This window comes from Cognatishimia sp. MH4019, from assembly GCF_020177595.1.
In the GTDB taxonomy this organism is placed as follows: Bacteria; Pseudomonadota; Alphaproteobacteria; order Rhodobacterales; family Rhodobacteraceae; genus JAHTBL01.
The window spans coordinates 194,595-211,410 of sequence record NZ_JAHTBL010000003.1; the positions used below are offsets into that span (position 1 = coordinate 194,595).

The window sequence follows — 16,816 nt, forward strand, 5'->3', positions numbered from 1 at the left end:
AGCCCGGAGTCCACCCATGCCCGTCACCAACCGCATTGCCGACTATGCCGAGGATATGACGGCTTGGCGGCGGCATCTGCATCAGCACCCCGAGTTGCAATTTGACTGCCACGAGACAGCGGCGTTCGTGGCCGAGCGGTTGCGCGAGTTCGGCGTGGATGAACTACATGAGGGCATCGCGCAAAGCGGGCTGGTGGCGATTATCAACGGGCAGGGCGAGGGGCCGACAATCGGGCTCCGGGCCGATATGGACGCGCTGCCGATGGAGGAAACCTCGGGCGCCGACTGGGCCAGCACGGTGCAAGGCAAGATGCATGCCTGCGGGCATGACGGGCATACGACGATGCTGCTGGGGGCTGCGCGGTATCTGGCGGAGACGCGGAAGTTTGCAGGCCGCGTTGCGCTGATTTTCCAACCGGCGGAGGAAGGCGGCGGCGGTGCTGGCGTGATGGTCGAAGAAGGCATCATGGACCAGTTCGACATCGCGCAGGTCTATGCGCTGCATAACGCGCCGGGCTTCAAGGAAGGCGCGTTTTATACCACGCCGGGGCCGATCATGGCGGCGGTCGATACGTTCGAGATTCACATCAAGGGCGAGGGTGGTCACGGCGCCATGCCGCATGAGACGCGCGATCCGATTGTGGCGGCTGTCGGCATGGTGCAGGCGATCCAGACCATCGTGAGCCGTAATCACTATGCGCTGGATGATCTGGTCGTCTCGGTCACGCAAATCCACACCGGGAGCGCGGATAACATCATTCCGGAGGCCGCCTATATCTGCGGCACCGTGCGGACCTTTGACAAGGCGGTGCAAGACATGGTCATGGACCGGATGGCCGCAATCGTGGACGGGCAAGCGGCGGCTTACGGCGTCTCGGCTGAGCTTGATTATCAGGTCGGCTATCCCGCGACCGTGAACGACGCGACCAAGGCGGCTTTTGCGGCGGATGTGGCCAAAGAGGTCGTGGGCGAGGGCAATGTCATCCCAGAGGCCGGGCGCGAAATGGGGGCAGAGGATTTCGCCTATATGCTGGAAAAACGCCCCGGCGCGTATCTGTTCATCGGGCAGGGGGACAGCGCGGGGCTGCACCACCCGTCCTATGATTTCAACGATGAGATCGCGCCTGTCGGTGCGTCGTTCTTTGCGCAGCTTGTCGAGCGTGCGCAACCTTTGGAGCAATAACCGATGGCGTTGAAAGACAGTGCCACTGATGTGGACAATGCGCTGACGCGCGACGGCTATCGCGGGCTTTCTTTCGAGAATGCGTTTGGCGGTGTGACCTCATTCATGCGACGCACCTATACGAAGGATCTGACGGGCGTTGATCTGGCCGTCACGGGCGTGCCGTTTGATCAGGCCACCACGCACCGCCCCGGTACGCGGTTTGGGCCAAGGGCGATCCGGGAGGCCTCTGCGCTGCAGCCCTGCGATCCGCCTTATGGCTGGGATATCAACCCTTTAACCGAGTTCAACGTGGCCGATTACGGCGATGTGGCGTTTGATTATGGCCATATCTCGAAGTTTCCCGAAGCGTTGACCAGCCATATTCGCGGTATTTTGCAAGCGGGCGCAGGCTCGCTGGTTCTGGGGGGCGATCACTATATCAGCTTTCCGATCCTGCGCGCTTATGCCGAGAAGTTCGGACCGTTGAGCTTGCTGCAATTCGATGCGCATTCCGACACATGGCCCGACGATGACATGACCCGCATCGACCATGGCACAATGTTCTACAAGGCCGTCAAGGAAGGGCTGATCGTGCCCGAACGCTCCGTCCAGGTGGGGATCCGCACAACGAACGAAGACACGCTGGGCGTCAATATCATCGACGCGGCCGAGGTGCACCGGATCGGGCCGGAGGCGACGGTTGCCAAGATCAAAGCGATCCTTGGCGATCACGCGACCTATCTGAGCTTCGATATTGATGCGCTCGACCCGGCATTTGCGCCGGGCACAGGCACGCCTGTCTGGGGCGGGCTGACCAGTGCACAAGCGGTTGCCATGCTGCAAGGCCTCAAGGGCATCAACATGGTGGGTGCAGATGTCGTGGAGGTGTCACCGCCCTTTGATACAACGGGCGCAACGGCCGTGGCGGGGTCACATGTCGCGACAGAGCTGATGTGCCTTTATTGCTATAACAAACAATCAAGATCAGAGGGTTAGAGGATGAAGCTCATCTTGTCTTTGGTGCTGCTGTCGATCATTATCGGTCTGGCCTATATCCGCCTGGCCCCCAGCAATCGCGACGCCTGGCATACCGATGCAATGCAGGAACAACCTCAGGTCGGTCATTTTGTTGTGCGACCGGATGGCGGGGATTTGGCAAGCCCTGTCTACAATGAAAGCCCTGTAGACCTGCTGACGCGCTTCGATGCGGTCGCGCTGGCCGAGCCGCGCACATCGCGCCTTGCAGGCAGCCCCGAGGAGGGGCGCATCACCTACATTACACGCTCGCGGGTCATCGGATTTCCTGATTACACAACCGTTCAGGCCACCCCCGTCGAGGGCGGCACAGCGTTGGTGATCCATGCAAGATTGCGCTTTGGGCGGTCTGACCTAGGAGTCAACGCTGCCCGTGTCACCCGGTGGCTGGACGCTTTGGTTCAGGGATGAGCTGAGACAGCCATTCTGAACTTCGCGCCACATGGGCGAATTAAGCGACATCTGACATTGCGCCGTGAACATGCGGCCACCGACATTCAGACAAATCATTTCGCCCAGTTCGATGCGCTCGCCGCCTTGGTCGGTGCAATAACAGTCGACTGTTTTGCCGCCGCTCGTAACATCGGCCAGAGCGGGGGTGGTCAATAGGATCAGGAGTGGTGCAAAATATTTCATGACAGTGAAATTAGCACGATCTGCACTCTTGACCAAGTTGATTGCATAAGGGAAGCAAGCCCATGGTTCCTTTTGAAAAACTTGAGCAAATCCGCCAGCGCTTCCAGTTTCTGGAGGCCAAAATGGCCGATGGGGCTGCAGGCGAGGATATCGCGGCGCTGGCCAAGGAATATTCCGACCTCAAACCCGTGGTCGAAGAGGTCGAGGCGTATATGCAGCTTGTCTCGGATATCGAAGAGGCCGAGGCGATGCTGGCCGATCCCGAGATGAAGGAGTTAGCGGAAGAGGAATTGCCGGGGCTGAAGGCGCGTTTGCCAGAGGCAGAGCATTCGATCCGCTTGACGCTGTTGCCCAAGGATGCCGCCGACGCCAAGCCCGCGATGATCGAAATCCGGCCGGGGACGGGGGGCGATGAGGCCTCGCTTTTTGCCGGTGATTTGCTGCGCATGTATCAGCGCTATGCCGAAGCGCGGGGCTGGAAGTTTACCGTGATGGAGCTGAGCGAGACCGAGTTGGGCGGCATCAAGGAAGTGGTTGCCAACATCACCGGCGAGAACGTCTTTGCCCGGCTGAAATACGAAAGCGGCGTGCACCGGGTGCAGCGTGTGCCGACCACCGAAAGCGGCGGGCGCATCCATACCTCTGCCGCAACGGTCGCCGTTTTGCCAGAGGCAGAAGACGTGGATATTCAGGTAGATCCCGGCGATATCCGCATCGACACGATGCGCGCCAGTGGCTCGGGTGGCCAGCACGTCAACACGACCGATTCTGCCGTGCGGATCACCCATATGCCGTCGGGCATCGTTGTGACCTCGTCTGAGAAATCCCAGCACCGAAACCGCGAGATCGCGATGCAGGTGCTGAAAACCCGGCTCTATGATCTGGAGCGCCAGCGTGTGGACAGCGAGCGCTCGGAAGATCGCAAAAGCCAGGTCGGTAGTGGCGACAGATCAGAACGCATCCGCACGTATAATTTCCCCCAAGGGCGCATGACCGACCACCGCATCAACCTGACGCTTTATAAGCTGGATCAGGTGATGCAGGGCGATCTGGACGAGATTATCGACGCGCTGACGACAGAGGATCAGGCGAGCCAGCTGGCAGAGATATCGTGAGCGACCCGAGTGCCGCCATCGCCGCGCTGATTGATGAAGGTGCGGCACAGTTGCGTGCGGCCGGGATTGCGGGGGCCGAGCGGGATGCGCGGGTGCTGTTGGCTCATAGCGCGGGCATCGCGTCGGACATGGTCTATCCGCCTTACAGTCATCCGCAGCTTGTCGCGGCGGTGACGGGGCAGTCGGATTGGGGTGCGAAATTTCACGAGGCTATCACCGCGCGCGCTGGGGGACGGCCAGTCTCGAAAATCATCGGCGCGCGCGCGTTCTGGGCGCACCGATTCCTTGTCACGGATGATGTCTTGGACCCGCGGCCCGAGACCGAGATTCTGGTTGAACACGCGTTGGCAGAGCCGTTTTCCCGGCTGCTTGATCTGGGTACGGGATCGGGCTGCATCCTGTTGTCATTGCTTGCCGAACGCCCCGCAGCGCATGGGCTTGGCGTCGATATCAGCGCGGCGGCTTTGTCGGTGGCCGCCCAGAATGCAGAGCGTTTGGGGGTTGCGGATCGGGTCGATCTGATCCGGTCCGATTGGTTTTCCGATGTAGCGGGGCAATTCGATCTGATCGTCTCCAACCCGCCCTATATCGCGGCAGACGAAATGGCCGGGCTGGCCCCGGACGTGCGGCTACATGATCCCGAAATTGCCCTGACACCGGGCGGCGATGGGTTGGATGCGTATCGCATGCTCACCGCGCAAGCCGGGGGGCATCTGGCGATAAACGGGCGTCTGATGGTCGAGATTGGGCCGACCCAGGCGCAAGCGGTCAGCGAGCTGATGCGCGGGGCGGGTCTTGAAAAGATCACGGTGCATCCCGATCTGGATGGCCGTGACCGTGTGGTCAGCGCGCGCAAGGCCTAACAAGACCTTAACAAAGGCCCCAAAACGACGGCATTTGGCGAATTTATGCCACGTGTTGATGCTTTTTACTTGCCCCGTCTGCCCCCACATGGTTTTAACTTGTGTATCGCAGAGGCGGAGCCGTTATCGCTCCCCCCGATTAATTGCCAAAATATCGCACCGCACACTGCCCTTTTGGCAGAGGCAGAGCGAAAGCCAACAAAAGGTTGGACGTCTATCAAATGAGATCATCGAAGTCCCGGTCGCGGTCCAAAGGGAACCGCAACAACAATCGGCAGGTTGGCAACGTCGTCAATCGCGTGTTCGACAGTTCTGGCCCTGAAGGCAAAGTGCGCGGCACGCCCCAGCAGATCATCGACAAATATAACCAGCTGGCCCGCGACGCGACGCTGAGCAATGACCGTGTCGCGGCTGAGAACTTTCAGCAACACGCCGAACATTACACCCGCATGCTGGGTGAGGCCCTGCGCGAGCAGGAAGCCCGCCGCGAACAGCAGGAACGCGAACAGGCAGAGCGTCAGCAACAACAGCGTGAACGCGACCGCGAACGTGAAGAACAGCGCAAACAGCGTCAGCAGGAAGAGGCAAACAAGGCCGATCCTGGCTCTGCGCCGCAGCCTGATCTGGGTGACAGCAATGGTGGTCTGGTCGAAACGCCAGAGGCGCAGATCATCGCTGCCGAACCGCAGGCCGAAAAGCCCAAGCGTCCGCGCAAGCCCCGCAAGCCAAAAGCGCCTGAAAGCGATGCGCCTGAGGCGGCGGAGTAAAAGTTTTCAGAACTTTTTGGAAAACTCTTTTTGAAGAGTTTTCGCCCCCGAACAGACCAGAAAGCGCGCAGGCAATCGCCGCGCGCTTTTTTTATGTGGCGAGCTTTGGCCCGGTGCGGAAATACGAGACGTTGTTGGTGAAAATGCTGTCTGGACGCAGACGGATCAGCCGCCCATCGGGATCGTCAATCCGCGCGACAGTTTCGATGAACCACGGATTCCAGTTCGCCTCATCCGCATCGAGATATTTGCGGAGGAGCCGCTTGAAGAGCTCGGCGTCCATATCAGTGATCGTTGCCTGCCCCCGCAGACCCAGATGCAGCAACCGCCCCTCGGCATTGTCATAGTCGACAATCTCGACCGCACAGCGCGGATCTGCCTCGATCCTCTGGACAGAGCTGCTGTCACGCGATCCCAGCATCGACAGCATGCCGCCTTCCCATAAAAACCAGACAGGAGCGTTGCGCGGGCCATCCGTGTCAATTGTGGCGAGGTTGGCCATTAAAGGCAGGCCCAAGACCCGTTCTGGATCAAAGGGCGTGGCCATCAGCGCGCCACTTCGCGGGCCAGCGCGCAGAAGCCTTCCAGAGGGATTTCTTCGGCGCGTTGTGTGGGCGTGATGCCAGCGGCGACCAGGCGGTCCTCGATATCCGGGGCCATGCCCTTTAGCGAAGCGCGCAGCATCTTGCGGCGCTGGTTGAAGGCTGCGGCCACAACCCGAGACAGCACCGCTGCATCGGCGTTGTATTTCGGCTGGTCGAGCGCTGTGAGATGCACCACGGCGGAATGCACTTTTGGGGCAGGGGTGAAGGCTTGTGGGGGCAGGTCCATGACGATGCGCGTTTCGGCACGCCATTGTGCGAGGATTGCGAGGCGTCCGTAGGCTTTGCTGCCCGGCTGGGCCACGATCCGCTGCGCCACTTCCTTTTGGAACATCAGTGTCAGCGATTGCCAGAAGGGCGGCCACTGCTTGGGCGTCAGCCAGCGCACCAGCAATTCGGTGCCCACGTTGTAAGGCAGGTTCGCAGCCACTCGGATCGGCGGGGTGAGGTGGGCCAGTGGGTCGATCTCAAGCGCGTCGCCATTGATCACCTCAAGGCGTCCGGGATAGGCGTCTGCGATTTCGGCCAGTGCAGGTAGGCAGCGCGCGTCTTTTTCGACCGCCAGAACGCGGCGCGCGCCTTCGGCCAGCAAGCCACGGGTCAGCCCGCCGGGGCCGGGGCCGATCTCAAGCACGTCGCAGGCGCTTAGGTCGCCTGCCTGGCGCGCGATTTTGGCGGTGAGGTTTAAATCCAGAAGGAAGTTCTGACCCAGCGATTTCTTGGCCCGCAGGTCATGTGTTGCGATCACCTCGCGCAGGGGCGGGAGGCTGTCGATGGCGCTCACGCGCGGGCCTCGGCCATGCGCTGCGCCATCTTGAGTGCCTCGATCAGCGAGGTCGGGTCCGCGACGTCTTTGCCTGCGATATCAAAGGCGGTGCCGTGATCGGGCGAGGTGCGGATGAACGGCAAGCCCAGAGTGACGTTCACGCCACGATCAAAATCAATCGTCTTGATCGGGATCAGCGCTTGATCGTGATACATCGCAATGGCCGCGTCATAGCCTGCGCGTGCACGCGCGTGAAACATCGTATCGGCGGAGAGCGGACCGATCAGATCGAGCCCTTCTGCGCGCAGCGCGTCCAGTGTAGGCGCGATCAACTCGATCTCTTCCAGCCCCATCGCCCCGCCTTCACCGGCATGGGGGTTCAGGCCCGCCACGGCGATCTTGGGGGCATCAATACAGAAGTCCCGACGCAAGGCGGCATGGGTGATCAGGATCGTGTCGGTGAGGTTGGCCGCACTCAGATGCGCGGGCACGTCTTTCAGCGGGATGTGGATCGTGGCTGGAACCACGCGTAACTCGTCACAGGCGAGCATCATGACGACGCTGCCTACGCCGCCCAGCGAGGCGAGGTATTCCGTATGGCCCGGATAGGCAAAGCCCGCCCCGTCCTGCAGGGCCTTTTTGTGGATGGGGCAGGTGGTGAGTGCAGAGGCTTGGCCTGCTTGCACCAATTCGACGCCGCGCGCGATGGCGTCGATCACGCTTTGCGCCTGGGCTGGCTGAGGCAGGCCAGGGCTGCGTGTGCCTTCAAACGGCAAGGGCAGCACCGACAAAGACCCGGCGGCGACCGATATCGCCTCGGACGGGTCCGAGATCACGCTGACCGGGCCGTCCAGATGCGCCGGATCGCCGATGTAGAAGAACGGGACACTGTCCTTCAGCGCGGCCCAGGCTTTCATCGCAATTTCGGGACCGATGCCCGCAGGCTCACCGCAGCTGAGCGCGATGGGCAAGGCGGGGCTCATTGGTATTCGATCACCGCATCTGCGCGCAGTTCGGCCAGATAGTTGTTGGCAAAGCTTTCGACCCGACGATTGAAAAGCGCAGAGCGAATGCTTTCGCGATCCACTTCTTCCCCCAGCGTCGGGGTGCGCCCGCACATCATCAGAAAGACCAGCGTCTCGCCACCGGCACGGGTTAGCGCGGTCGAGACCTCGCCTTCATCGAGCTTGGCCAATTCCATAGCGATATCTTGCGGAATTTCAGCAGGGGGCAGGGCGCCGCGCTCAAGCACCTCTTCAGGCTGGCCTTGGGCTACGCCGTAAAGGTCATCGCAGGTGTCGACCTCGGCGCGCACGCGGTCAGCAGCGGCGAGACCCGCAGCGGAGCGGCCACCGGCGATGTAATAGGCGGCATATTCAATTGCGGCGTATTCAACGGGTGCGGCTTCGGTTTCTTCGATATCGCGCAGCTGGAAGAAAATCACGGCGTTGGGGATCGGGATCGGCGCGCTGACCTCGCCGGGTCGCAGACCCAGAACAATCTGACGGATTTGCGGGGGCAGGTTGCCCAATGGCAACCAATCAAGCTGGCCCGACCGGCTGCGAGAGCCGGAGACTGAATAGCGGCGTGCAGCAGATTGAAACGCAGGGATTCCTTCGATGCGCTGGATCTCTTCTGTCCGACGTTGCGTTTGGGCTGCGGTTTGCGGTGTGTTGGGCAAGATAATTTCATTGAGCAGAACGCGAATGCCGCCATCCGAAGAAGCCGCTTTGATCGCACGATCAATCTCGGCATCGGTGACTTGGGCGCGCGGTGCAAAGCGCGCGCGCGACAACTCGCGCCACCCCAGACCGGCGCGCACGAAATCCCGGAAGGTTGAGCGGTCAATGCCGCCTTGCGCAATTGCTTGAACGAACTGCTCCAGTTCCAGATTGGCGCGGCCTGCAAACTCGGCCATCCCGCCTTCGATCTGTTCATCCGTCAACTGGATGCCTGCTGCCGCCATCGCGTCCAGGCGCAGACGGTCGTCAATCAGTTGCTCTTCGGCCAGTTCTTCAAGGTTCCCGGGCGAACGCAGCAGCGTCAGAAACAGGATCCGCTGATCCAGCTCGTATTGCGTGATGGCGCGGTCATTGACCTTGATGATCGGCGCAAAAGCGCTTTGGGCTGCGGCAGACAAGGCCAGACCAAAGGTCAGGCACAGGCAGATGAACAGGCGCGACAGGGTCATGTCTCAGCTCTTTCCTCTTTTTATTTTATGCAGCTTCTTGCGTAGCTGCGCTGGCCTCTGCTGGTGCCAAAGCCGTTCAGCGCCACAGAGAAATCATAGGTCGTCTCGTCGTTACCACTATCCGAGTAAGCAAAACGGCGCGAGGCCGCAACTCCAAGTGTCACGCATTCGTTGCGATAGGTCAGACCGATCCGCGCGCGCGAGGCCTGATCGGCGGCAAAATCGTAGCGCCAATCCACATCGGTGATCCAGTGCCGCGCAAGTCTATAGCGCGTATCCACGGTCCATTCCGAAACGGCTTCGTCGCGGTCCTCTTCGGCATCTTTGGCCTGCCAGATATAGGAGGTGCCAAGGTTGAAGCGTGGTCCATCCCAGTCGGCGCGGAACTCTGCGCGATTGAAGTCGAAATCATCGTCCATCAAACCACGCGCGATCAGGCTCAATCGGTCGCCGCTGTCATAACGGATCGAGGTGAGCCAATCCGATTGCAGTCCGTTAAGGCCGCTTGTTTCGGTAAATTGGCCAAGGTCCTCTTCCCGAAAGCTGCGCCCCACTGTCAGTCCCAGAGACCATCCGTCCGGATCAAAGCGGGTATAGCCCATGGCAAGGGTGGCTCGGGCCCCACGCTCATACTGATCGGTGCCTGAAAAGCGGTTGAACGACAGTAGATTTCCCTCATCCAATTCGGACCGGGTGCTGTCTTCGTTCGGGACAGGTTCGCTGTCATTATCGCTCCAGACAAATTGAGCGATAGGTTCGATCACATGGCGTGCGCCGGAGGCACCGCTGCGCGCCATGGGCAGGCGGAACTCGAGACCGGCATAGGGTGTCAGCTGCGTTACCTGATCGTCGAAATTCGCGTCATCCTCGCCTTCGATGCGGTAGACGTCGTAATTTAGCGCGACTGCGGCCTCGGTCAGCAATCCAAAACGGCTGATCCAGTCGCGCTCATATTCCAGCCGCCCGCTGAGGCGGTTCACGTCCCGTCCGACGCTGATCTGCTCGGACTCGCGGTAGAAGCCCATCGCGTCGAAGCGCAGGGTCAACTCGCCGCCGATCACCGCCGGAAACAGGCGCCGCTCGTAGTCAATCTCGGTCAGAACGGTTGGCTGGGTTTCATTGCGCTCATCATTGCGCAGCGTTTCGAAGTTGGTGATCCGCGCAGTGGCCAGATCGTCCCTGCGATAGCGAGACAAGCCAATATGGCTGTCGAGCCGGTCTTTGCCCGTATAGGAGTAATCCCGCAGGTAATTATCATCGCTCACCGCTTCGATATCGAAGGTCAGCCGGAAGTTTGCTGGCATCACAAAAGACCCGCGCCCAAAAAAATAGCCTCGCAGCCCATCTGCATCGGATTTGAGACTATCCGAGCTGATCGCACCCACGGCAGAGATGCTTCCCTTGCGGAAAGCCTGACGATACCTGAATTCCGCGGTCCGGCTCTTTTCGGTAATAAAGGGTGTCAATGTGATGTCAGCGCTGTCACCGAGCGGAATAAAGTACGGCAGCCGCAAACCTGTGCCGACTTTCGAGGTGGAGCGGATTGACGGTGTCAGGAAGCCGCGTGCGCGCTCCAAAGTGGGGTCGGGGACCCGCAAACGTGGCAGGTAGAAGATCGGCACGTCCATGACGCGCAGCCTCGCATTATCGAAATAGATCTGTTTTTCCAACTCGTCATGGGTCACTCGCGTGGACCGGATGCTCCAAAGCGGAACAGGGCGGTGCGCGCAGACCTGACACGAGGACACTGTCGTTTGATAGCTTTGCGTATAGCGCCCTTCCGCCCGGTTGATCTGGTTAGAGGAAATTTGCAGCTGTTGGTCCAACACCATCCGCGCGCCGCGCAGGATGCCGTTTTCAAAGCGCGGGTCCATCTCGCCTTGATCGGCCAGCACCAGCAAGTCTTCATCCTGTTGGAAGGTAATGGGGCCTTCGATGGTCAGAAGATCATCAGCCTGACTATAGGTGATCCGGCTGGCCCGCAGGCGTTGGCCCTCATAGAGCGCTTCGACATTGCCCTCTGCGACCAGCGTATTGTCAGGAAAGACCTGCACGTCATCGGCAATCAGGGTGGCGATCCCTTGAGCGCTGGCAAGGCCCGGAAGTAGGGCCAGAAGAAGGATGATGAGAAACCGCATCAGCCGTCCTCCAAGTGTAGTAATAAGCCCAGGGCAAGGCATACGGCAGCGAAAGGGGGCGCCCATGCCGCAAGGCTGACCGGCAATTGCCCGCTTTCCCCCAGCACTTGCGCAAAATTACGCACAAAATAAAAGCCAAAACCGACAAGAACGGCGGCCAGGACCATGATGCCGGTCTTGCCCAGCCGGGTGTGGCGCATTGTGAAACCCGCACCCAAGAGCACCATGGCCACCATCAAAAGCGGCATCGCAAGTTCGGTCTGCAGCCAGACGCGGTGGGCGCGGGAGGAAAATCCGGCCGTATCCAGATCTTCGATAAAGGCCGACAGCTCCCAGATCGGGATCGAGATCGGGGCGGCGAAACCGTCGCGGATCTGCTCGACCGTTAAATCGGTGGGCAGCGCGTAGGTCAAATGTGTCTCGGCAGTGCGTTCCGGGTTCGGATCCGAGAGCTCCCATTTTTTGACACCACCCAAGCGCCATTCGCCATCGGTCAGTGTCGCGCTGTTGGCCTCGAGCCGCTGGGTGGGGGTGCCATCGGGCGCGAACGTGAAAAAGCTGACGCCGCGCAATTGCGTGGCCGTCTCATTGGCGCGCAACGCGTGGATCACGGTTTGACCCTCTGCGTTGCCTTGGCGCAGCCACAAGCCGTCCTCTGACAATGACAACACGCTTTCAGAGCCATGCGAATACCGCTCTGACTTGGCTTCATACTGAGTGATCGTGGCCGCAACGATTGGATTCAACGCGGCCAAGGCAAGCATTCCCAGCAGAAACGTCATTGCCAAGGGCGCGATCAGACTGCGCAGGGCAGACCGTCCACTGGCGCGCGTCACGACAAGTTCGCTTGTGCGGGCGAGGTTCAAAAATAGCGCAATGGTCGCGAGGATCGTGATCAGCGGGAGGATGCGATAAACACCTTGTGGCAAGTTCAGCAGCGACAGCTCGACGACCTGGCTGAATGTGGCTTCATCCGCGTCAAAGCGGCGGACCTGTTCGATCAGATCAAGCAGCAGCAACATCACCGAGAACACAGCCAGCACTGAAAAGAACGAGCGCAGGAAGCGACGGGCGAAATAGCCGTGCAGAATCATGCCAGCGCCCTCCGCCGTGCAAAAAGGGCAGGTCTGCTCGCGAGTGTCAGCATGACAAGCGCGATTGCGATGCCAAGAGCCGCGGGCAGATAAGCCAATGGCCAAGCAGAGACCTCGTTCTTTACAATCTCGGTAACGGAACCTTCCACGAGCTTTAGCAGGATCAGCACGCCAATCGCTCCGATGATTTGTTTCCAGACGCCGAAGCGGCTGTACCCGCCCAGCAGCAAGGTGCTGAACCCGATCAAGGCTGCCGCGATACACAGGAACGCTTGGGCAAACCGGTGGTGACCTTCCTGCGCCAGGCGCGCCGTACTGCGGTTCACGGCCTCGCGCACTTCTGGTGATGGGAAGAGCAACATGGAGGTTGGCATGATTGACGGGGACGGGCGCCCGATGCTGGGCGGCTCCAACAAGCCCCCGATGTCATAGGTCGATTCTTCAAAATCAGTTTTTGAGAGGCGCTGTGTTGCCGCGTCAAATGTCTGCGTGCTGCCGTCGAACATGACGATCCGCGGTCCGGTCTCGCTACGCACAAGCAAGGCCCGTTGGGCGACATACGTTGTGCGCTGCCCGACATTGCGCGCATCCGACATGAAGACATCATGCAGAACGCCCTCTGCGTCGATCATACGCGAATAGAACGTCACATTCTCGGAAGGATGCACAAACGCCCCTTCGTTCAGCAGGCTTGAGATCAGGTTTTGAGAGATCTCGGCCTCCCGTTCGGCCAGCCGCTTTTCCGACAACGGCACAAGAAAATGCGTCAGGATTGACACCAGCAGCGCCACGATCACCCCAAAAACAAGGACCGGACGCGCCATTCGGAAAGCGCTGAAGCCGGTTGACTGCATCACCACCAGCTCGCTTTCCGAACTCAGCCGGTTAGTGACGTAGATCGTCGCGGCGAAGGCCGAGACCGGCAGGACCAGACGAATGACATTGGGGAGGGTGAGAGCGGTAAATTCCAACACGACTGCGGCGGATTGGCCGTCAGAGATCAACTGATCAAACAGGATCACGGCCCGGTTCAACCAGTAGACCAGCACCAGAATCAGCGAGAAAAACCCGAATAGAACCATGAGCTGCGACAGCAGATATCTGTCGAATCTCGCGAACATCAATGCCCCCCTTGGGCCGCCTGCATTTTTGCCAACCTAACCCAATCGCGAGAGCCGTGAAACTGCAATCTGCGCCGCACTCTGGTCAAGCCGCAAAGGGCGCATTAGGTGTAGGAGAATTCGATCTTTTTCGCCCAGTTGGAGGCTGCCCTATGACTACCCCCGCCGCGTTGCGTTTCACTGATGTCGATCTGGACAAGATTGGCAATCTGACTGGCCGCGTCGCCGTTTTTGTCTCTGAAAGTGGCAAACTGGATCAGACCGCACGCCGGGTAAATCGCCTGACCAAGGGTGCGCTTGAACGCTTTACCGATAGTGCGTCTTTCAATGATATGGCGGTCGGTGACAGCAAAGAGCTGGCCTATCCGACAGGAATGATGGCTGAATGGTTGAGCGTTGTGAAGCTGGACCGCAAACCCAAGGTCAGCGAGGCCCGTAAAGCCGGTGCAAACCTCGGCAAAGCCAAAGGCACGAAGGAACTCCATGTGCTTGCGGGCAATCTCAAGCAAGTGGGTGATGTGGCTCTGGGCGCTCTGCTGCGGGCCTATAGTTTCGACGATCACAAGACTGCCGAGCGTGACGCGCCCGAAGGCGTGACCGTCTACGTCAATGATTACAAAGCCCTGGAAGGCGAAGCTCAAGCGATTACCGCAGTCGCAGAAGGTGTCTTCATGACACGCGATCTGACATCTGAGCCTGCTAATGTGCTGACGACGACTGAATTTGCCAATCGGCTTGAGGCGATGTCTGATCTGGGGCTGAAAGTCACCGTTCTTGACGAAGACCAGCTTGAGACACTGGGCATGCGCACCTTGTTGTCGGTTGGACAAGGGTCTGACAGCCCTTCAAAAGTCGTTGTGATGGAATGGAATGGCGGCACCGTCGGCGACGCGCCTTTGGCGTTGGTCGGCAAAGGCGTTGTGTTCGATACCGGCGGGATCAGCCTGAAACCGGCCGGCGGCATGGAAGACATGACCATGGACATGGGCGGTGCAGGTGTTGTTGCCGGCGTCATGCGCACTTTGGCGATGCGCAAGGCCAAAGCCAATGTCGTGGGCCTTGTGGGACTGGTCGAGAATATGCCGTCGGGCAATGCAACCCGCCCCGGCGATGTCGTGACCTCGATGAAAGGCGATACAGTTGAAATCATCAACACCGACGCCGAGGGCCGCCTCGTTCTGGCGGACGTGCTTTGGTATGCGCAAGAAAAGTTCGAGCCGCGCGGCGTGATTGATCTGGCAACCCTGACGGGCGCAGTCATCATCGGTCTGGGCCATGAGATGGCGGGTGTTTTCTCGAATAATGACGATCTGGCTGGCCAGTTTCTGTCTGCGGCCAAAGCCGAGGAAGAGGGGGCGTGGCGTCTGCCGCTTGATCCTGCTTATGACAAACAGCTCAAATCGCAGATCGCCGATATGAAAAATGTTGGCGGGCGGCCTGCGGGCTCGATCACCGCAGCACAGTTTCTGCAGCGCTTCGTTCTGGATGATACGCCTTGGATTCATCTTGATATCGCGGGCGTGGCCTCGGTCAAATCCGAGACTTCTTTTGCGCCGAAAGGCTCCACGGGATGGGGCGTGCGCGCGCTGGACCGCTTGGTGCGTGACACGTTGGAGAACTGATGGGCGCCGCCTATTTCTATCATCTGACCCAGACCCCGTTGGAGCAAACCTTACCCACGCTGCTGGAAAAATGCCGTGGCGCGGGCTGGCGCGTTGCGGTGCGCGGCACGGACGCGGCGCGGCTGGATTGGCTGGATGCGAAGTTGTGGCTGGCGGGTGATGGCTCTTTCTTGCCCCATGGTCGGGCAGGCGGCCCACATGACGCGGATCAGCCGATCTTGCTGACCGATCAGGTCGAAGCACCAAACGGTCCTGCCTGCGTGATGTGTATCGACGGTGCCCAGATATCAAAGGACGAGGTCACCGCCCTTGACCGGGTCTGCATCCTTTTCGATGGCAATGATGAGGCGGCGCTGCAAGCAGCGCGTGTTCAGTGGAAGGCGCTGACTGATGATGGATGCACGGCGCAATACTGGTCACAAGAGAGTGGTCGCTGGGAAAAGAAAGCCGAGCGTTAGCGGGTCAGGATCAGCTGATTATCCGCGATCTGGATACTATCGAACCGTTGCAGATAACTCATCCCGAGTAGCGATTGTGACATTTCCCCCCCGTTGACAGATGCGCGCACGGCACGGTCCGTGAATGGGCCAAGCGCCACTTCATCAAGCCGAACCATTGCCGTTTCGACGACACCATTCGCGGTCATCGCACGTCCGAGAAAGTTCAAATCCTCTGGATCAAGCCCGACGCGCGTCGCGTCTTCGCGAGTCAGGACAATATCGGTTGCTCCGGTATCTACAACAAAATCAACAGTTTCCCCATTGATGTTAATGTTGAGATAGTAATGGCCGTCACGCGCGCGGGGGACGACGACCTCACCATTTTCCAGATAGGCCGATTGTTGCGGCAGGACGGTTCCGCGAATGTCGTCCCACAGGCCAATTCCGGCGATGGCCCCGATGAAGATGAGCACCCAGATACCCGCCATTTGAAGGGTTTTGCCCAGTCTCAGCCGGTTTTGCATCAAGAAATAGCCAGCGATCACGGTGACCAGCAGGCCCAGATAGATCATTTGTGCGATTTGATCAGAACTCATGACACCCTCTTCGGTTTCGCCCCTAGAGATAGGGCGCGCCCGCGCGCATTTCAGCCCCCGGCGAGGCCAAAGTCGCGCAAACCGTCGAGGACAAACTGCACCGAGAGGGCTGCCAGCATCATGCCCAGCAAGCGGGAGACCACGTTGATGCCCGTTTTACCCAACAGGCGTTCAATTTTTCCGGCCAGCAGAAACAGGACAAAAACCACCATGATCACGCTCAACATCACGCCAGAGACGGTCGCAAGCTGGATCACATCACCGTCACCGGTCAGCAGAATCATCGAGGCAATTGCACCGGGTCCGGCGATCAAGGGGATCGCCAGCGGAAAGACAGACGGGTCGGGGCGGTCATCCTCGGCCTGATCTTCGCGCCGCTTGGACCGCTTCTCGAAGAGCATCTCAAGTGCTGTGAGAAACAGCAGGATGCCGCCCGCAATCCGAAATGCTGGCAGCGAAATTCCGACAAAGCCCAAGACGGCCTCTCCGAAGACGGCGAAGAGAAGAAGGATCACCACCGATATCACGCAAGCCCGCAAGGCAATCGCGCGCCGGGCCTGATCGGACATGCCTTGGGTCAAGGCGACGAAAAGCGGTGTCAGGCCGATCGGGTCGATGATTACGAAGAGGGTCGCGAAGGCCGTGATGATGAGTTGAGCTTCCAT

At 59.7% G+C, this 16,816-nt stretch carries 17 protein-coding genes; 8 read left to right on the forward strand and 9 right to left on the reverse strand.

The features are described from left to right. Positions 1 to 16: 16 nt before the first annotated feature. From KUW67_RS07035 to KUW67_RS07065, 6 genes are all read left to right on the forward strand, one after another. Positions 17 to 1,183: a M20 aminoacylase family protein gene (locus tag KUW67_RS07035; RefSeq protein WP_224824590.1), complete on the forward strand. Its 1,167-nt coding sequence runs from the start codon at positions 17 to 19 to the stop codon at positions 1,181 to 1,183. A 3-nt stretch (positions 1,184 to 1,186) separates the two neighbouring features. After that, the gene (gene speB / locus KUW67_RS07040; protein ID WP_224824591.1) at positions 1,187 to 2,161 is read left to right on the forward strand and encodes an agmatinase; all 975 of its coding nucleotides are present in this window, start codon (positions 1,187 to 1,189) and stop codon (positions 2,159 to 2,161) included. A 3-nt stretch (positions 2,162 to 2,164) separates the two neighbouring features. Continuing rightward, positions 2,165 to 2,611, forward strand: a complete 447-nt coding sequence (locus KUW67_RS07045; protein ID WP_224824592.1) for a DUF1499 domain-containing protein — start codon at positions 2,165 to 2,167, stop codon at positions 2,609 to 2,611. 287 nt (positions 2,612 to 2,898) lie between these two features. After that, the gene (gene prfA, locus KUW67_RS07055) at positions 2,899 to 3,951 is read left to right on the forward strand and encodes a peptide chain release factor 1 (protein ID WP_224824594.1); all 1,053 of its coding nucleotides are present in this window, start codon (positions 2,899 to 2,901) and stop codon (positions 3,949 to 3,951) included. Further along, complete coding sequence (gene prmC / locus KUW67_RS07060) at positions 3,948 to 4,814, forward strand: peptide chain release factor N(5)-glutamine methyltransferase (protein ID WP_224824595.1); 867 nt, start codon at positions 3,948 to 3,950, stop codon at positions 4,812 to 4,814. Before prfA ends, prmC begins: the two co-directional genes overlap by 4 nt. Before the next feature lie 221 nt (positions 4,815 to 5,035). Further along, the gene (locus KUW67_RS07065) at positions 5,036 to 5,581 is read left to right on the forward strand and encodes a DUF4167 domain-containing protein (RefSeq protein WP_224824596.1); all 546 of its coding nucleotides are present in this window, start codon (positions 5,036 to 5,038) and stop codon (positions 5,579 to 5,581) included. Between the two features lie 91 nt (positions 5,582 to 5,672). Here the strand turns inward: KUW67_RS07065 and KUW67_RS07070 are convergent, their stop codons facing one another. Genes KUW67_RS07070 through lptF form a run of 7 tightly spaced genes read right to left on the reverse strand, consistent with a single transcriptional unit; the run spans position 5,673 to position 13,493 of the window. Continuing rightward, complete coding sequence (locus KUW67_RS07070; RefSeq protein WP_224824597.1) at positions 5,673 to 6,128, reverse strand: pyridoxamine 5'-phosphate oxidase family protein; 456 nt, start codon at positions 6,126 to 6,128, stop codon at positions 5,673 to 5,675. Continuing rightward, on the reverse strand, positions 6,128 to 6,967 hold the full coding sequence (rsmA, locus tag KUW67_RS07075) for a 16S rRNA (adenine(1518)-N(6)/adenine(1519)-N(6))-dimethyltransferase RsmA (RefSeq protein ID WP_224824598.1): 840 nt from the start codon (positions 6,965 to 6,967) through the stop codon (positions 6,128 to 6,130). The genes KUW67_RS07070 and rsmA overlap by 1 nt, the downstream gene beginning before the upstream one ends. Next, positions 6,964 to 7,932 (reverse strand): 4-hydroxythreonine-4-phosphate dehydrogenase PdxA, encoded by a 969-nt coding sequence (gene pdxA / locus KUW67_RS07080; RefSeq protein ID WP_224824599.1) that lies wholly within the window; start codon positions 7,930 to 7,932, stop codon positions 6,964 to 6,966. The genes rsmA and pdxA overlap by 4 nt, the downstream gene beginning before the upstream one ends. Next, entirely contained in the window at positions 7,929 to 9,140 is a 1,212-nt protein-coding gene (locus KUW67_RS07085) for a peptidylprolyl isomerase (RefSeq protein ID WP_224824600.1), read from the reverse strand. Before KUW67_RS07085 ends, pdxA begins: the two co-directional genes overlap by 4 nt. Before the next feature lie 20 nt (positions 9,141 to 9,160). Beyond that, positions 9,161 to 11,278 carry an LPS-assembly protein LptD gene (locus tag KUW67_RS07090; protein WP_224824601.1) on the reverse strand — a complete coding sequence of 706 codons (2,118 nt, stop codon included), beginning with the start codon at positions 11,276 to 11,278 and terminating at the stop codon, positions 9,161 to 9,163. Then, entirely contained in the window at positions 11,278 to 12,372 is a 1,095-nt protein-coding gene (lptG, locus tag KUW67_RS07095) for an LPS export ABC transporter permease LptG (RefSeq protein WP_224824602.1), read from the reverse strand. Before lptG ends, KUW67_RS07090 begins: the two co-directional genes overlap by 1 nt. Beyond that, the gene (lptF, locus tag KUW67_RS07100; RefSeq protein WP_224824603.1) at positions 12,369 to 13,493 is read right to left on the reverse strand and encodes an LPS export ABC transporter permease LptF; all 1,125 of its coding nucleotides are present in this window, start codon (positions 13,491 to 13,493) and stop codon (positions 12,369 to 12,371) included. Before lptF ends, lptG begins: the two co-directional genes overlap by 4 nt. Positions 13,494 to 13,645: 152 nt before the next feature. Between lptF and KUW67_RS07105 the strand changes: the two genes are divergently transcribed. Together KUW67_RS07105 and KUW67_RS07110 are read left to right on the forward strand one after the other, a co-directional pair. Then, the gene (locus KUW67_RS07105) at positions 13,646 to 15,115 is read left to right on the forward strand and encodes a leucyl aminopeptidase (protein ID WP_224824604.1); all 1,470 of its coding nucleotides are present in this window, start codon (positions 13,646 to 13,648) and stop codon (positions 15,113 to 15,115) included. Continuing rightward, a complete protein-coding gene (locus KUW67_RS07110) occupies positions 15,115 to 15,573 on the forward strand; it encodes a DNA polymerase III subunit chi (RefSeq protein WP_224824605.1) in 459 nt (152 codons plus the stop codon). The genes KUW67_RS07105 and KUW67_RS07110 overlap by 1 nt, the downstream gene beginning before the upstream one ends. On the opposite strand, the gene KUW67_RS07115 is transcribed toward KUW67_RS07110, so the two are convergent. Further along, on the reverse strand, positions 15,570 to 16,151 hold the full coding sequence (locus KUW67_RS07115) for a TIGR02281 family clan AA aspartic protease (RefSeq protein WP_224824606.1): 582 nt from the start codon (positions 16,149 to 16,151) through the stop codon (positions 15,570 to 15,572). The genes KUW67_RS07110 and KUW67_RS07115 overlap by 4 nt on opposite strands. A 50-nt stretch (positions 16,152 to 16,201) precedes the next feature. After that, positions 16,202 to 16,816 (reverse strand): MarC family protein, encoded by a 615-nt coding sequence (locus KUW67_RS07120; protein ID WP_224824607.1) that lies wholly within the window; start codon positions 16,814 to 16,816, stop codon positions 16,202 to 16,204.

Bases quoted from the DNA above. Each gene is read 5' to 3' on its own strand.
- pdxA (WP_224824599.1), bottom strand. From the start codon at position 7,932: ATGAGCCCCGCCTTGCCCATCGCGCTCAGCTGCGGTGAGCCTGCGGGC.
- KUW67_RS07105 (WP_224824604.1), top strand. From the start codon at position 13,646: ATGACTACCCCCGCCGCGTTGCGTTTCACTGATGTCGATCTGGACAAG.
- KUW67_RS07085 (WP_224824600.1), bottom strand. From the start codon at position 9,140: ATGACCCTGTCGCGCCTGTTCATCTGCCTGTGCCTGACCTTTGGTCTG.
- KUW67_RS07120 (WP_224824607.1), bottom strand. From the start codon at position 16,816: ATGGAAGCTCAACTCATCATCACGGCCTTCGCGACCCTCTTCGTAATC.
- speB (WP_224824591.1), top strand. From the start codon at position 1,187: ATGGCGTTGAAAGACAGTGCCACTGATGTGGACAATGCGCTGACGCGC.
- lptF (WP_224824603.1), bottom strand. From the start codon at position 13,493: ATGTTCGCGAGATTCGACAGATATCTGCTGTCGCAGCTCATGGTTCTA.
- KUW67_RS07065 (WP_224824596.1), top strand. From the start codon at position 5,036: ATGAGATCATCGAAGTCCCGGTCGCGGTCCAAAGGGAACCGCAACAAC.
- prfA (WP_224824594.1), top strand. From the start codon at position 2,899: ATGGTTCCTTTTGAAAAACTTGAGCAAATCCGCCAGCGCTTCCAGTTT.
- KUW67_RS07045 (WP_224824592.1), top strand. From the start codon at position 2,165: ATGAAGCTCATCTTGTCTTTGGTGCTGCTGTCGATCATTATCGGTCTG.
- KUW67_RS07035 (WP_224824590.1), top strand. From the start codon at position 17: ATGCCCGTCACCAACCGCATTGCCGACTATGCCGAGGATATGACGGCT.
- KUW67_RS07110 (WP_224824605.1), top strand. From the start codon at position 15,115: ATGGGCGCCGCCTATTTCTATCATCTGACCCAGACCCCGTTGGAGCAA.
- lptG (WP_224824602.1), bottom strand. From the start codon at position 12,372: ATGATTCTGCACGGCTATTTCGCCCGTCGCTTCCTGCGCTCGTTCTTT.
- KUW67_RS07090 (WP_224824601.1), bottom strand. From the start codon at position 11,278: ATGCGGTTTCTCATCATCCTTCTTCTGGCCCTACTTCCGGGCCTTGCC.
- KUW67_RS07070 (WP_224824597.1), bottom strand. From the start codon at position 6,128: ATGGCCACGCCCTTTGATCCAGAACGGGTCTTGGGCCTGCCTTTAATG.
- KUW67_RS07115 (WP_224824606.1), bottom strand. From the start codon at position 16,151: ATGAGTTCTGATCAAATCGCACAAATGATCTATCTGGGCCTGCTGGTC.